11 protein-coding genes are annotated in these 15,989 nt (G+C 65.0%); all 11 read left to right on the top strand.

Features of this window, described 5'->3' with window-relative positions; genetic code table 11:
* Nucleotides 1–8: 8 nt before the first annotated feature.
* The 11 genes from XH90_RS17620 to tsf all read left to right on the top strand — a co-directional run bounded on the left by XH90_RS17620 (nucleotide 9) and on the right by tsf (nucleotide 15,957).
* Nucleotides 9–911 (top strand): LysR family transcriptional regulator, encoded by a 903-nt coding sequence (locus tag XH90_RS17620; protein ID WP_194475639.1) that lies wholly within the window; start codon nucleotides 9–11, stop codon nucleotides 909–911.
* 124 nt (nucleotides 912–1,035) lie between these two features.
* Nucleotides 1,036–1,389 carry a hypothetical protein gene (locus XH90_RS39075; RefSeq protein WP_246755517.1) on the top strand — a complete coding sequence of 118 codons (354 nt, stop codon included), beginning with the start codon at nucleotides 1,036–1,038 and terminating at the stop codon, nucleotides 1,387–1,389.
* An 85-nt stretch (nucleotides 1,390–1,474) separates the two neighbouring features.
* Nucleotides 1,475–2,530 (top strand): LacI family DNA-binding transcriptional regulator, encoded by a 1,056-nt coding sequence (locus tag XH90_RS17630; protein ID WP_194475640.1) that lies wholly within the window; start codon nucleotides 1,475–1,477, stop codon nucleotides 2,528–2,530.
* A gap of 207 nt (nucleotides 2,531–2,737) precedes the next feature.
* Complete coding sequence (locus XH90_RS17635) at nucleotides 2,738–4,135, top strand: ABC transporter substrate-binding protein (protein WP_194475641.1); 1,398 nt, start codon at nucleotides 2,738–2,740, stop codon at nucleotides 4,133–4,135.
* Between the two features lie 116 nt (nucleotides 4,136–4,251).
* Complete coding sequence (locus XH90_RS17640; protein ID WP_194475642.1) at nucleotides 4,252–5,184, top strand: dihydrodipicolinate synthase family protein; 933 nt, start codon at nucleotides 4,252–4,254, stop codon at nucleotides 5,182–5,184.
* A 320-nt stretch (nucleotides 5,185–5,504) separates the two neighbouring features.
* Entirely contained in the window at nucleotides 5,505–6,224 is a 720-nt protein-coding gene (locus XH90_RS17645; RefSeq protein WP_194475643.1) for an outer membrane protein, read from the top strand.
* Between the two features lie 466 nt (nucleotides 6,225–6,690).
* Entirely contained in the window at nucleotides 6,691–10,194 is a 3,504-nt protein-coding gene (gene dnaE, locus XH90_RS17650; protein ID WP_194475644.1) for a DNA polymerase III subunit alpha, read from the top strand.
* Between the two features lie 130 nt (nucleotides 10,195–10,324).
* Nucleotides 10,325–11,065, top strand: coding sequence for a carbonic anhydrase (locus XH90_RS17655; protein ID WP_194475645.1), 741 nt, complete (start codon nucleotides 10,325–10,327; stop codon nucleotides 11,063–11,065).
* Between the two features lie 169 nt (nucleotides 11,066–11,234).
* Nucleotides 11,235–13,691, top strand: coding sequence for a caspase domain-containing protein (locus tag XH90_RS17660; protein WP_194475646.1), 2,457 nt, complete (start codon nucleotides 11,235–11,237; stop codon nucleotides 13,689–13,691).
* A 210-nt stretch (nucleotides 13,692–13,901) separates the two neighbouring features.
* Nucleotides 13,902–14,897, top strand: a complete 996-nt coding sequence (locus XH90_RS17665) for a 30S ribosomal protein S2 (protein ID WP_194475647.1) — start codon at nucleotides 13,902–13,904, stop codon at nucleotides 14,895–14,897.
* Nucleotides 14,898–15,033: 136 nt separating this feature from the next.
* Nucleotides 15,034–15,957 carry a translation elongation factor Ts gene (gene tsf, locus XH90_RS17670; RefSeq protein ID WP_194475648.1) on the top strand — a complete coding sequence of 308 codons (924 nt, stop codon included), beginning with the start codon at nucleotides 15,034–15,036 and terminating at the stop codon, nucleotides 15,955–15,957.
* Nucleotides 15,958–15,989: the final 32 nt, after the last annotated feature.

The raw sequence follows: 15,989 nt of genomic DNA on the forward strand, positions 1-15,989 counted from the left end.
GCTAATCAATGCATCGGGACGACGCGAGCGATCTCCTGGCTTTCCTCGCAGTTGCGAGGGAACGCAACTTCACGCGCGCCGCATCGAAGCTCGGCATGACGCAGTCCGCACTCAGCCAGATCATCAGGAATCTCGAGGAGCGGCTTGGCGTCCGGCTGCTGAACCGGACAACGCGGAGCGTCACGCCAACTCAGGCCGGAGAACGGCTTTTCCTGAGTATCGGACCCAAGTTCACCGACATGGATGCCGATCTTGCTGCGCTCAGCGAATTTCGCGAGAAGCCGGCGGGATTGATCCGGCTGACGGCCACGGAGTATGCCGCCGCTGAAATCCTTTTGCCCGCGCTCGGAAAGATCTTGCCGAAGTACCCTGATATCCACGTCGAGATCATCATCGACTATGGCCTCACCAACATCGTGGCGCAGCAGGTGGATGCGGGTATTCGTCCCGGCGAACTCGTCGCCAAGGATATGATCTCAGTCCGCGTCAGTCCCGATCTGCGGATGGCCGTGGTGGGGTCGCCATCCTACTTTGCCGAGCGCAAGCGGCCCAAACTTCCTCAGGATCTCACGCATCACAACTGCCTCAACCTTCGCCTGCCAACCCACGGCGGTAGCCTCTACGCGTGGGAGTTCGAGAAGAACGGGCGCGAGCTCAATGTGCGCGTCGAGGGACAGTTGGTGTTCAACAGCGCTGGTCTCCTCCTGGATGGAGCCCTCAAGGGATTGGGTCTCGCCTACCTGACGGAGGGACACGTGCAGCCGTACATTGCGCAGGGACGGCTGGTCAGGGTCTTGTCCGATTGGTGTCCGCCGTTTTCTGGCTATCACCTCTATTATCCCAGCCGGCGTCAGCCTTCGCAGGCATTTTCGCTGCTGGTCGAGGCTCTCAGGCACCGGCGGCGAGACTGAGCATGGTTTCGTGCGATGTCGCGCGGGCCTGCAAAGCAGGGCCGAAGAACACGTATCATCGTTGCAGCCAGCACAAAGTAACGTAGCATTTTGTAGTATTGGCGCGCGGTCGACGAGGGATCGGATGAAGCGTCGGCAATTCATTTCGCTTCTCGGTGAAGCTGCCTTGGCGCCAATCGCCGGGCCTCAGGTCTGCGCTGACCCACCGGCCAATTGTGCCGCTCCGGCGAAGCTCAAGGCAGATCACGACCAATCCTACGGATATTTCTGGTGGTTGGGACGCTCTCGCCTCAATGGACGTCTGGTCCCGTGGATTGGTGCGCTCGGCCGAGGTGGCCAGTCGATCCGCATCGTCCCGGAGCTTGATCTCGTTGTCGCGGTGACCGCGGGATACTATCAAGACTACAGCCCTGAGACGTTCAGATTGCAGTACGGCGTGTTCAGGGATGTGTTGCAGGCAATCTCGCCTCCGGCGTAAGGCCCCCGCGAACCGTTTTGCGAAACGATGACCTTTCGGAGTAGGTTCGTCAGTCAATACTGCATCACCGGGGTGGGCTTGGACTGTGACTGGCAAACGAACGCGCGAGGGAAGCGGCCGGGTCAAGCTCGAGGAAGTCGCCAGTGCAGCGAATGTCTCGACGGCCACAGTGTCGCGGGTGTTCAACGAGCCGGAGAAGGTCTCCGAAGCGATCCGGGAGCGCGTGAAGGAAGCGGCGCGCGCGCTCAACTGGATCCCGAATGCGGCGGGCAGGGCACTGGCCTCGAGCCGGACGCACATCATGGGCGCGATCATCCCCACGCTCGACAACGAAATCTTCGCGCATCAGGTCGGCGGCATGCAGGCCGTCTTCAGCAATGCCGGATACACACTTTTCCTGGGATGCTCCAATTACGACCCGCTCGAAGGCTTGAGGCAGGCGGAAGCCATGCTGGCGCGGGGCGTGGAGGCGATCGCGCTCGTCGGTGAGAGCCATCCCGCGGAGCTTTTCGCGGCCCTGAAGGCCCGCAACATTCCCTATGTCGTCACCTATTCCTACAGCACGCGGTCCGAACATCCCTGCATCGGGTTCGACAATCGCGCCGCCTTCATGCGGATGACCAATCATCTGCTCTCGCTCGGACATCGCCGCTTCGCCTGCATCTTTCAGCCGGTTGCGAACAACGACCGTGTCGCCGCGCGGCTTGCCGGCGTGAGGGAGGCGTTGGCGGCCGCGGGTCTCCAGCTGGCGGACGAGGACTTGCTGATCGGTCCGTCCACGCTGGAATTCGGCGCCGAGAGTTTTTCGCACCTGATGACGCGGGACGGGAAGGCGCGACCGACGGCCATCGTGTGCGGCAACGACAACATCGCGCTCGGCGCGTTGATGGCGGCCAACGCCCTCGGCCTGAACGCGCCCAAGGATTTCTCGATCACCGGGCTCGACGATCTCGCGATCTCGTCGCGCTTTACCCCACGCCTGACCACGATGAAGGTCGACAACCAGGCGATCGGCACGTTGGCGGCCAATCAACTCCTCGCCGTCGTGGCTGGCCAACAGGCCAGCCCGAAGTCGGAAGAGGTCGTTCCTGTGCTGCAGGTCAGGGACAGCTCCGGCCCCAGGCCTGAAGAGCGCGGGTGATCATCCGGCCGGGAAGGGCGGCATTGCCGGTTCGGTTCGCGGGATAGCTGACATGCGCGCAACAAAAATCGTCTTACCTCATTGAAAGTCAAAGTAAATCGTCTCTTGGCGCAGAATTGACAGCATGTATGTAAGCGCTTACAGGCTCAAACGCCAGCAACAAAGCGAGCGCTTCCCGTGGGAAGCGCCATGGAAGGAAATGCGGGAATGCGCCTTGGTCTGTCGAAAACATTGAACGGTTGCGCGGTCGCAGCCACGCTTTTGCTGAACTCCCTGGCGATCGCGCCGGCGGCTCATGCCGAAGAGAAGCTCGTGGTCTGGTGGAACAAGGGATTCTATTCGGCCGAGGAAGACGCGCTGCTCCAGGCGATCCACAAATTCGAAGCCAAGACCGGCGTGAAGGTCGAGCTGTCGCAATACGCAACGCAGGACATGATTCCAAAAACCGTCGCCGCGCTCGATTCCGCCACGGTGCCCGACGTGGCCTACGCCGACACCTTCAACTTCCAGAGCGTCGGCAAGTGGGCGGCCGAAGGCAAGCTCGAAGATCTCAGCTCCGTCCTCGCGCCGATGAAGGACCAGTTCGACAAGTCCGCGCTCGATACCGTCATGCTGCAGAACGAGCAGACCAAGAACAGGGCGTACTACGCCTTCCCGGTCAAGCAGGCGACGGTGCATCTGCATTACTGGAAAGACATGCTCGAGGAGGGCGGTCTGAAGGAGGCCGACATTCCGAAGGACTGGCACGGCTTCTGGAATTTCTGGTGCGACAAGGCGCAGCCTGCCGTTCGCAAGGCCAGCGGCAAGCGCGTCTACGGCATCGGCCTGCCGATGGGCGTGGACAGCAGCGACAGCCTGATCGGCTTCCTGACTTTTGCCGAGGCCTACAACGTCGTCATGGTCGACGACAGCGGCAAGCTGTTGCTCGACGATCCCAAGGTGAAGGCCGGGCTCGTGTCCGCGCTCAAGGACTACACCGATATCTACAAGAAGGGCTGCGTGCCGTCCTCCGCGACGAGCTGGAAGGACGCCGACAACAACGTCGCCTTCCACAACAAGACGACGGTGATGACCTTCAACCCGACCATCTCGATTCCCGGCAAGTGGCTGGACGACTCGACCAACCAGACCCTGACCGCCGAGCAGCGGGACGAGGCCAAGAAGAACTACGAGGAGCGGATCCGGACGCTGCCCTGGCCGAGCAAGCCGGACGGCTCGCCGATGCACACCCGCAGCTCGGTCGTGGTCGGCGTGGTGTTCCGGCAGGCCAAGAACAAGGCGCGTGCCAAGGAGTTCGTGCAGTTCCTGCTCCAGGACGAAAACCTCCAGCCCTATGTCGAGGGCGCGCTGGGCCGCTGGTTCCCGGTGAAGCCAGCCGCCGTGAAGTCGGCGTTCTGGAACGAGGATCAGCATCGCAGGATGCTGCGCGACCAGTTCGCAGCCGGCGTCGGCGGCTACGAGATGACGCGGAATTACAAGTTCACCATCGTCAACAACGAGAATGTCTGGGCCAAGGCCACGATCCGTGTGGTTCTCGACAAGGTGCCGCCCGAGCAGGCCGTCGACGAAATGATCGACCGCATCAAGAAGATCGTCAGCGACTGAGGACTGGCGTCCGCAGCAGCGCGTGGTGTTGCTGCGGACGTCCCGATGTCGTTGGTCTATGTTCGCGAACCGGCAGCGAGGCCGCTGCCACATCAGCCGTTGTTTGGAGCTTGCCTGTGACCATCGCTCTCAAGGGCATCATTCCCGTGATGCTGACGCCGTTCACCGAAGCGAACGCGATCGACTATGCCGGCCTCGAAAGGCTGATCGAGTGGTACATCGCGTGTGGTGCCGACGCGCTGTTCGCGGTCGCCCAGTCGAGCGAGATGCAGTTCCTGACGCTGGACGAGCGCGTCGCGCTGGCGCGGTTCGTCGCCAAGACCGCGGCCGGCCGGCTTCCGGTCATCGCCTCGGGCCATATCAGCGAATCCCGGGAGGACCAGCTGACCGAGCTGGCGTCGATCGCGAGGACGGGCGTCGATGGCCTGGTGCTGGTGACGAATCGTCTTGCCTCGCTCGATCTGACCGGAACGACATTCACCGACAATCTGAGCTGGCTGCTCGACCGGCTGCCCCGGGAGATGACGCTTGGTCTCTATGAATGCCCGGCGCCATTCCGCCGGCTTCTCTCCGACGACGAGCTGGCCTTTTGCGCAGACAGCGGGCGCTTTGCGATTCTCAAGGACGTGTCGTGTGATCTTGCAACGGTGCAGCGTCGGGTCAGGCTGACCAGTGGCTCGCCGCTCACGATCGTCAATGCCAATGCGGCGATCGCCTTCGACGCGATGAAGTCGGGGGCTCCCGGATTCACCGGCGTGTTCACGAACTTCCACCCCGATCTCTACAAATGGCTTCTGACGAAGCACCACAAGCATCCGGAGTTGGCGAACGAGCTTTCGGTCTACCTCGCGCTGGCCGCGATGGCGGAGCCCATGGGCTATCCGAAACTCGCAAAACTCTATCACCAGCGGCTCGGTACCTTTGCCTGCGTCGAAAGCCGGGCAGTCGATTTCGACATCAAAGAGCGCTTCTGGGCGCTCGATGCGCTGATCGACAAGATCATCGAGGGGCAGCAGGCGTTCCGCGCGAAGATCGCGGCGGCGGGCTGAGCAAATGTGGCGATCGCACGCGAGAATGTGGCGACAATGGGGAGAGAAAAAACGCTGTGCGCACGCTTCGATGTTTCGATCACAGAATCGTGCGCGCGACGTTGTTACGCGCGTTCGCGGCGCATCGCGCGTCGTTCGCATTGGAACTGCTGAAGAGTCTTGTTTCAAAGGGTTTCCGCGCAAGCGCAGCTCATTTTGATTCACGAAGCGTGGCCCTTTGGCGTGAACTGTTGCGTCGAGGTTACAGCAATTCCGTCGATCACTGTTATGACGTCGCCATGGCCCGGGGGCCTAACGACGAAAACTGGAACGGGATTCAAATGAACAAGAATTTGTTGCTCGCTGCTGTGAGCCTCGTCGCGATCAGCGCGACTGCGCCGGCGCTGGCTGCTGACCTCGCTGCGCGTCCTTACACGAAGGCGCCTGCGATGATCGCCACGGTCTATGACTGGAGCGGCTTCTACATCGGTATCAACGGCGGCGGCGCTTCCGCTCACACGACCTGGGATCAGACCGCTCCGCTGGTTGGCGGCGAAGGTTCCCACAACGCCACGGGCGGCACCGTCGGTGGCCAGGTCGGCTATCGCTGGCAGTCGGCACAGTGGGTGTTCGGCCTGGAAGGCCAGGGCAACTGGGCTGACTTCTCGGGCGACAACCTCAGCGCTCTGACCGGCTTCACCGATCGTTCGAAGATCGATTCGTTCGGTCTGATCACCGGTCAGGTCGGCTACGCTTGGAACAACGTCCTGCTCTACGTGAAGGGCGGTGCGGCTGTGGTTGGCACCAAGAACGAGCTGCGTGCAGCCGGCGCGACCTTCTCCTCGGTCAGCGACACGCGTTGGGGCGGCACCATCGGTGCGGGCCTCGAGTTCGGCTTCGCTCCGAACTGGTCGGTTGGCGTCGAGTACAACCACATCTTCCTGTCGGACAAGGACGTCACCTTCGCAGGCTTCCAGACCGATCGCATCCGCCAGGACGTCGACATGGGTCTCGTCCGCCTGAACTACAAGTTCGGCGGCCCGATCATCGCGCGCTACTGAGCAAAGTACTGAGACCGATCGCTTCGAAGGAAGCGGTCGTCGAAAGCCCCGGCCTCGCGCCGGGGCTTTTTTGTTGCGTCAATTCAGCGAGTTAACCATTCCATTTTGAAGCGGCTGAGCCGGCTTGACTCCGGAGAACGAAATGAGAACAATGTTCTTCATACGTTCTAGTGATGGGAGCAAGCCATGTTCAGGATTTTCGTGGAAGAAGCCGCTGCACTGACGTCGATCGCGCTGTTCGTCGGGATGATCGCAATCTGGGCCCAAGTGATCCCGCAGCTCTAGCCAGGGGGCGCTTGGGGAAAAGCGGGATGAGGCGTTGGATCGGCAGCTCTGACGTGGACTCTGGCGCGGTGAGCCCCCACCATTGGGAGGCGAGTCGGCGAAGGTACTCCGATGGCGAGTGCAGGATGCCTCCACTGCCGGCGACCGCTCCATCTCATCTGCAAGAGGCCGTCACGCGACCATGCCGAGCGCCGGATTTGTCCACCTTCACGTTCACTCGGCCTATTCGCTGCTCAAGGGCTCGATCAAGATCGCCAAGCTCGGCGAGCTCGCGAAGAAGGACCACCAGCCGGCGCTGGCGCTGACCGACACAGACAATCTGTTCGGTGCGCTCGAATTCTCCGACAAGATGGCGGGGTCCGGCATCCAGCCGATCGTCGGCCTGGAGCTCGCGGTCGATTTCGGCGACCAGGATCCCAATGCGCGCAACGCGCTGCCGCCCTCGCGCGTGGTGCTGCTGGCCGCCCAGGAGCGCGGCTATCGCAGCCTGATGCGGCTGAATTCGCGCGCGTTCCTCGAATCGCCCGACACCCATGCGCCGTTCATCAAGTTCGACTGGTTCGACGGCGAGACCGAAGGCCTGATCGCACTGACCGGCGGCCCCGATGGGCCGATCTCGCTGGCGCTTGCCAGCGGCCAGGCCGAGGTCGCATCCGCACGCTGCGAGCGTCTCGCCGGCCTGTTCGGCGACCGCCTCTATGTCGAGATACAGCGGCACAACATCGACAAGGAACGGCGTATCGAGAGCGGGCTGATCGACATCGCCTACGCGAAGGGCCTGCCGCTGGTTGCGACCAACGAGCCGTATTTCGCCGCGAACGACGACTACGAGGCGCATGACGCGCTGCTTTGCATCGCCGGCGGCCGGCTGATCGCGGAGACCGAGCGCGAGCAGCTCACGCCGGATCACCGCTTCAAGACCCGTGCGGAGATGGCGGTGCTGTTCGCAGACATCCCGGAGGCGCTGGCTTCGACCGTCGAGATCGCCGAGCGCTGCTCGTTCCGCCCGATGACGCGCAAGCCGATCCTGCCGTTCTTCACGGTCGGCGCCGCCGGCAGCTCCGACGCGGCAGCCGTCGAGGCCGCCGAATTGAAGCGGCAGGCGGAGGAGGGGCTCGCCAACCGCCTGCGCGTCCACGGCCTGTCGCAGGGCACGAGCGAAGAGGACTACAACAAGCGCCTGGCGTTCGAGCTCGACGTCATCATGCGCATGAAATACGCGGGCTACTTCCTGATCGTGTCGGACTTCATCAAATGGGCGAAGAGCCAGGGCATTCCGGTCGGACCGGGCCGCGGCTCAGGCGCAGGCTCGCTGGTGGCGTGGGCGCTGACCATCACTGACCTCGACCCGATCAAGTTTGGCCTGCTGTTCGAGCGCTTCCTCAATCCCGAACGCGTCTCGATGCCGGACTTCGACATCGACTTCTGCCAGGATCGCCGCGGCGAAGTGATCAAGTACGTCCAGGAACGCTACGGCCGCGACCAGGTCGCGCAGATCATCACCTTCGGTACGCTGCAGGCGCGCGGCGTGCTGCGCGACGTCGGCCGCGTGCTGCAGATGCCCTACGGACAGGTCGACAAGCTGACCAAGCTGGTGCCGCAGAATCCGGCGGCGCCGGTGACGCTGGCGGCTGCGATCGAGAGCGAACCGAAACTCCAGGCGTTCCGCGATGAAGATCCGATCGTGGCGCGCGCCTTCGACATCGCCCAGCGCCTCGAAGGCCTGACGCGGCACGCCTCGACCCACGCGGCCGGCATCGTGATCGGCGATCGCCCCTTGAGCGAGCTCGTGCCGCTCTACCGCGATCCCAAATCCGACATGCCGGTGACCCAGTTCAACATGAAATGGGTCGAGCCGGCCGGCCTCGTGAAGTTCGACTTCCTCGGCCTGAAGACGCTGACCGTGCTCGACGTCGCGTGCAAGCTGCTCAAGCCGCGGGGCATCGATGTCGATCTCGCCACGCTGCCGATCGACGATGCCGAGAGCTACCAGATGCTGGCGCGCGGCGAAGTGGTCGGCGTGTTCCAGGTTGAAAGCCAGGGCATGCGGCGCGCGCTGGTCGACATGCGGCCCGACCGTTTCGAGGACATCATCGCCCTGGTGGCGCTGTATCGCCCGGGCCCGATGGCGAACATCCCGACCTATTGCGCGCGGAAGCACGGCGACGAGGAGCCGGAATATCTGCATCCGGTGCTCGAGCCGATCCTGAAGGAGACCTTCGGCGTCATCATCTACCAGGAACAGGTGATGCAGATCGCGCAGGTGATGTCGGGCTATTCGCTCGGCGACGCCGACCTCCTGCGCCGCGCCATGGGCAAGAAGATCCGCGCCGAGATGGACAAGCAGCGCGACATCTTCGTCGCGGGCGCGGTGAAGAACGGCGTGCCGAAGGGGCAGGCCGAGACCATCTTCGAATTGCTCGCCAAATTCGCCGACTACGGCTTCAACAAGAGCCACGCGGCTGCCTATGCGCTGGTGTCGTACCACACCGCCTACATGAAGGCGCATTATCCGGTGGAGTTCATCGCGGCGTCGATGACGCTCGATCTGAACAATACCGACAAGCTGTCCGAGTTCCGCTCGGAGGCGCAGCGTCTCGGCATCAAGGTCGAGCCGCCGAACATCAACCGCTCGGGCGCGACCTTCGAGGTCGGCGACAAGGTGATCTACTACGCGCTCGCCGCGCTCAAGGGCGTCGGCATCCAGGCGATCGACCAGATCATCGAGGAGCGGACCAAGCGCGGCCTGTTCACCTCGCTCGCCGACTTCGCCGCGCGCGTCAATCCGCGCGCGATTAACAAGCGCATCATCGAGAGCCTCGCCGCCGCCGGCGCCTTCGATACGCTGGAGCCGAACCGCGCCCGCGTCTTCGCCGGCGCGGACTCGATCCTCGCCGCCTGCCAGCGCGCGCATCAGGCCGAGACGATCGGCCAGAACGACATGTTCGGCATGTCGGCGGACGCGCCGACCATCATGCTGCCGCAGATCGAACCGTGGCTGCCGGCTGAAAAACTCCGCCGCGAATACGACGCCGTCGGCTTCTTCCTGTCGGGCCATCCGCTCGACGATTATGCCACCGTGCTGAAGCGGCTCCGGGTACAGTCCTGGGCCGAGTTCTCGCGCGCGGTGAAGACCGGCGCCACCGCCGGCAAGGTTGCAGCCACCGTGGTGTCGCGCATGGAGCGGCGCACCAAGACCGGCAACAAGATGGGCATCATGGGATTGTCCGATCCCACGGGCCATTTCGAAGCGGTGCTGTTCTCCGAAGGCCTGGCGCAATATCGCGACGTGCTGGAGCCGGGCGCCGCCGTGCTGCTGCAGCTCGGTGCCGAGTTGCAAGGTGAAGACGTCCGCGCGCGCGTGCTGCATGCCGAGCCGCTGGATGACGCTGCCGCCAAGACACAGAAGGGCCTGCGCATCTTCGTGCGCGACACCAAGCCGCTCGATTCGATCGCCAAGCGTCTGGCCGGACCGGAAGCTGCGCCGACAAACGGTGTCGCGCCAAAAATCGGCAGTCCCGGCATCGCGCCGCGCTCCAATGGCGACGGCGAGGTCTCGCTGGTGATGATGCTCGACCTCGAAACCGAGGTCGAAATGAAGCTGCCCGGCCGCTTCAAGGTCTCGCCGCAGATCGCCGGCGCCATCAAGGCGGTGGCCGGCGTCGTGGACGTGCAGCAGATCTAGCCGGCCGCCCCGAACGTGCATCCGCGCAACGCACGGATGTTGTGGCCTCGTCATGCGATCGCGGCTATGCTCGGCCGCGATGCAGCTCGTTGGTGAGGGCGCGTCCGTCGCGCCGGGGAGGGAGCGAAACATGTGCGATCAATGCTCTGAATCCGTGCGGGGCAAGCTGGCGCCGTCGCGCCGGTCCGCGCTGTTGCTGACGGCCGCCGCACTCGGCACTGCCTTCGCCGGCCGCGCTTTCGCCAAGGAGCACAAGGCGCCGCCCAAACCGCAGAATGTGCTGTCGCCCGATGCGGCGCTGAAGCGGTTGATGGACGGCAATGCGCGCTACGTCGAGGGCGTCACGCGGCGCCACGATTTCAGACATGAGCGCGAGGCGCTGGCCGGCGGGCAGAATCCGTTCGCGGCGGTGCTGAGCTGCGCTGACTCGCGCATTGCGCCGGAATACGCCTTCGACACCGGCCGCGGCGATCTCTTCGTCTGCCGCGTCGCCGGCAATTTTGCCGGCACCGAGACCATCGCCAGCATGGAATACGCGGTCGCCGTCCTCAATACGCCGCTGATCCTCGTGCTGGGTCACGATGCCTGCGGCGCGGTCGATGCGACGCTGAAGGCGATCAAGGACGACAAGCCGCCGCCGGGACACATTCCCTCGCTGGTCGATGCGCTTGCGCCGGCTGCAAAGGCCGCGATGCAGCAGGGCGGGAACGTGCTCGACAAGGCGATCCGGCAGAACGTGATCGACACCGTCGCCAAGCTGAAATCGGCCGCGCCGATCCTGAACGCAGCGGCCGAGCAGGGCAAGCTGAAGATCGCCGGCGGCATCTACCGCCTGACGACGGGAACGGTGGACATGATCGCGCAAGGCTGAAAGCTCAGGGCTGACGCAAAGGCTGACGCTGACGTAGAGCTGACGCGAGACGCCATGCCTCGAGGTGCGCCATGTCGCCGCCTCAATCCAAGCCTTTCGTTCAACTGCCGTTCAGCCGGCCGCGCGTCTCATGCGTGGTACCTCAACAACAATAACGGGCAAGCAAGCCATGCGCGGGACACACAAGGTCTTCCTCTGCCTCCTTCTGCCGATCCTCTTCGTTGCCGGCGTGCTCGGGCCAGTGCGCGCGCAGCAGCAGGAAAAGCGCATCGCGCTTGTGGTCGGCAACGGCGCCTATTCGAAGTCGCCGCTGGCGACCACCGCCAACGACGCCGGCCTGATCGCGCAGACGCTCGAGGCGGCTGGCTTCGACGTGGTCGGCGCGCGCGATCTCGACGGCGACACGCTGCGCAAGAGTCTTCGCGACTTCATCCAGAAGGCGCAGGCTTCGGGACCCGGCACCGTCGCGATGATCTATCTGTCCGGGTATGGCGTGCAGCTCGCCGGCGAGAACTATTTCATTCCGGTCGATTCCAACATCACGCGCGACACCGACATTCCGACCGAGGCGTTGCGCATCAGCGACTATGCCCGCCAGCTCGCTTCCATTCCGCTCAAGGCCAGCATCATCGTGCTCGACGCGGCGCGGGCGCAGCCTTTCGTCGAGGGCGGCCAGCAGCCGATCGCGAGCGGCCTGGCCCTGGTCGAGCCCGATCCGAACATGCTGATCGCCTTCAACGCCGCGCCCGGCACGGTGGCGCCGGAAGAGCCGGGGCCCTACGGCATCTATGCGCAATCGCTCGCCGAGATGATCCGCACCGGCGGGCTGTCGTTGCCGGAGGTGTTCGACCGCGTTCGCCTGCGCGTCAACGAGAACTCCAAGGGCGCGCAAGTGCCGTGGGACGATCAGAAGATCTCCGCGCAATTCAGCTTCTTCGATCGCGCCCCCGACGCGCCGCCGCAGGCGGCCGCACCCGACCAGGTCGCCGCAATCCGCAACAAGCCGATCCGCGATCTCGGCGTACAGGACGCCTACGCGGCCGCGCTCGAGCGCGACACGCTGCCGGCCTATGAGGAGTTTCTCGCAGCCTTTCCCGGCGATCCCCTCGCCAGGCGCGTGATGGCGATCGTTGCGGCGCGCCGCGAGGCGATCACCTGGCGGCGCACCTATCGCGCCGACACGCCGGATGCCTACTGGTCGTACCTGCGCCGCTATCCGCGCGGACCTCATGCGGGCGACGCGCGTCGACGACTGGCGATCCTGACGGCGCCGCTCGAGCCGCCGCCGACGTTTGCGATGATGGACTACGACGTGCCGCCGCCGCCGCCGGAGGAGGTCGTCTATGTCGATCGTCCGGTGCTGTATTTCAGCGATCCCGTGTTCGGCTTCGTGCCGCCACCGCCGCCGCCGGTCTACTATCTGCCGCCGCCGCCGCCGGATTTCGTGGTGCTGCCGCCGCCGCTGCCCGTGGTCGGCCTGTTCGTGCTGCCGCAGCCGGTGTTCGTGCCGATCCCGGTGTTCGTCCGGCCGCCGGTCTACGTCGCGCCGCCGCCGAACAACATCATCTACCAGAACATCCACAACACCACGGTCATCAACACGGTGATCAACCAGGCGCCGGCGGCACTGGCGGCCGGCAATACCGCTGCGGCCGCAGCCGTTGCCGCGAACGGACCAGGACGCCCAAGCGGGATGACGCAGGTGCCGACCGCCGTGAAGCAGCAGGCGCAGACGATCCAGGCCAATCCGAACCAGCAGCTCAAGCCGAGCCAGGCTGCGCTGGTCAGCAACCCGACGGCCAAACCGGCGGCGATGATGGTGAAGCCGGTCAACGCCGCGCCGACGGCGGTCAATCCGTCGTCGACGCCGCCGGTCGGTCATGGGCTTCCTGCGCAGCCACCGGTTCAGACGCCGAACGGCAAGCCTGCCCCGACGACAACCGCACCGGCGGCCAATGTCCCGCCGGCGCAGGCCAACGCTCCGGCAATCGCGCCCGCGCCCGGGCAGTCGAAGCAGCCTGACGCGCACGCACTTCCGGTTCCGGGTGCCCATGGCGTGCCGCTCGCGCCCGGTCGAACCGGTGCGCCGTCGTCCGCTGTCCACGCGCCCGGTGGCCAGGTTCCCGGCGGCAAGCCGGCGCCAAATGCGCCGCCGCCGCCGACCGCTGCTGCCCCCGCCACCTCAACGTCGCCAACAGCGGGACACCCGTCCGGGCCAGGCCATGCCGTCGCGCCGCCTCCGGCGCCTACGACCGCCAGGCCAGCCGCGACCTCGGTCAAACCGGCATCTCCTCCGCCGCCGCCACCGGTGGCCCGGCAGCAAACAAGGCCCGAACCGCCACGCGCCGCCGCTCCGCCGCCGCGTCCGCAGATCTCTGCACGCCCCGCGCCGGCACCGCCGCCGCCACGCGCAGCTCCACCGCCGCCGCGGATGGCCGCGCCACCACCCCGTCCGGCGCCGCCGGTTGCGGCCGCCCGTCCGGCGCCACCGCCAGTGGCGAGGCCGGCCCCGCCGCCACCGCCACGGGTCGTGGCTGCGCCGCCACCGCGTCCGGCCCCGCCGCCGCCGCCACGCCCTGCGGCCGCAGCCCCGAAAAAATGCCCGCCCAACCAGCCAAAGTGCTAGCGGAGCAGGGCGGAAATCGCTGAAAGGGCCTTTCGGGGACGGTAAAAGCCCCGAAAGGCCCTTATTTCCTTGCTTCTCGCCGAAATGGCGCTATATAGCGCGCCATCTCACACGGAAGCATGGCTCACAAGGCCGTCCGGTGGCAGCCGGGGCGACAACGCTCCGTTTTGCTCACACGCTTCCGGAGGAACCAACCGGAGAATTAGAACGATGGCACTACCCGATTTCACTATGCGTCAGCTGCTCGAAGCTGGTGTTCACTTTGGTCACCAGTCTCACCGCTGGAATCCGAAAATGGCTCCGTTCATTTTCGGCGCTCGCAACAACATCCACATCGTCGACCTCGCGCAGACCGTGCCGATGCTGCACGCGGCCCTCCAGGCCGTCAGCGACACGGTTGCCAAGGGTGGCCGCATCCTGTTCGTCGGCACCAAACGCCAGGCGCAGGACGGCGTCGCTGATGCGGCCAAGCGCTGCGCGCAGTATTTCGTCAATTCGCGCTGGCTCGGCGGCACGCTGACCAACTGGAAGACGATCTCGGCTTCGATCAAGCGCCTGCGCCACCTCGACGAGGTGCTGGCCGGCGGCGAAGCCAATTCCTACACCAAGAAGGAGCGCCTGACGCTCCAGCGCGAGCGCGACAAGCTCGATCGCTCGCTCGGCGGCATCAAGGACATGGGCGGTCTGCCCGACCTGATCTTCGTGATCGACACCAACAAGGAAGACATCGCGATCCAGGAAGCCCAGCGGCTCAACATCCCGGTCGCCGCGATCGTCGACACCAACTCCGATCCGAAGGGCATCACCTACGTGGTGCCGGGCAATGACGACGCCGGTCGCGCGATCTCGCTCTATTGCGACCTGATCGCGCGCGCCGCGATCGACGGCATCTCGCGCGCCCAGGGCGAATCCGGGGTCGACATCGGCGCTTCGGTTCGTCCGGTCGCCGAAGAGCTGCCGGCTGCGTCCTCGAGCGGCTTCCAGGGCCTTGCCGGTCCCCGCGGCACCGCCGACGACCTCAAGAAGCTTCCGGGCGTCTCGGGCGCGATCGAGAAGAAGTTCAACGACCTCGGCATTTTCCACTACTGGCAGCTTGCCGAGCTCGACCACGACACCGCGCACAAGATCGGCGAAGAAGTCGGTCTGCCGAGCCGCGCGGATGCGTGGGTGGCCAAGGCCAAGGCGCTGACCGCGGAAGCGGAATAGTCAAAACGAGCGATGCGTTGGCCGGACAGGGTCCGGCCGCCATTTCATTCAGTTGACGCGAATTCCTGAGATGGACCGCGGCGGGGCAATTGGAGCCACGCCGCGGCGAACCGGCAGGCAAGAAGGATTTTCAACGATGGCAACGATCACTGCTGCGATGGTCAAGGATCTGCGCGAGTCCACCGGCGCAGGCATGATGGACTGCAAGGCCGCGCTGACCGAGAACGACGGCAACATGGAAGCGGCGCAGGATTGGCTGCGCAAGAAGGGCCTGTCGAAGGCCGCCAAGAAGTCGGGCCGCGTCGCGGCCGAAGGCCTCATCGGCGCGCTCACCAAGGGCACCAAGGGCGTCGTGGTCGAGGTCAACTCCGAGACCGACTTCGTCGCGCGCAACGGCCAGTTCCAGGGCCTGGTGAAGATGGTCGCGCAGGTCGCTTTCGACGCCGGCGCCGACGTCGAGAAGATCAAGGTTGCCAAGGTCGGTGACGTCACGGTGGAAGCAGCGATCAACGACGCGATCGCCACCATCGGTGAGAACATGACGCTGCGCCGGGCCGCTTCGCTCGAAGTGAGCCAGGGCGTGGTGTCGAGCTATGTCCACGGTGCGGTCATCGACGGCGCCGGCAAGATGGGCGTGCTCGTTGCGCTGGAATCGCCCGGCAAGGCCGACGATCTCGCAGCGCTCGGCCGCCAGATCGCGATGCATGTCGCCGCCACCAACCCGCTCGCGCTCGACCCGACCGGCCTCGATCCGGCCGTCGTGAAGCGTGAGAAGGACGTGCTCGCGGACAAGTACCGCCAGCAGGGCAAGCCGGAGAACGTGATCGAGAAGATCGTCGAGTCCGGCCTGAAGACCTACTACAAGGAAGTCTGCCTGCTCGAGCAGGCCTTCATCCACGACACCGGCAAGTCGGTGGCGCAGGCGCTGAAGGAAGCCGAAGGCAAGGTCGGCGGCCCGGTGAAGATCGCCGGTTTCGTGCGCTATGCTCTCGGTGAGGGCATCGAGAAGCAGGAATCGGACTTCGCGGCCGAGGTCGCGGCGGCCAGCGGCAAGAAGTAAGCGCCGGAACACCTCCTTCCGGCGTGCCGCCG

This window comes from Bradyrhizobium sp. CCBAU 53338, assembly GCF_015291665.1.
Lineage (GTDB): Bacteria > Pseudomonadota > Alphaproteobacteria > Rhizobiales > Xanthobacteraceae > Bradyrhizobium.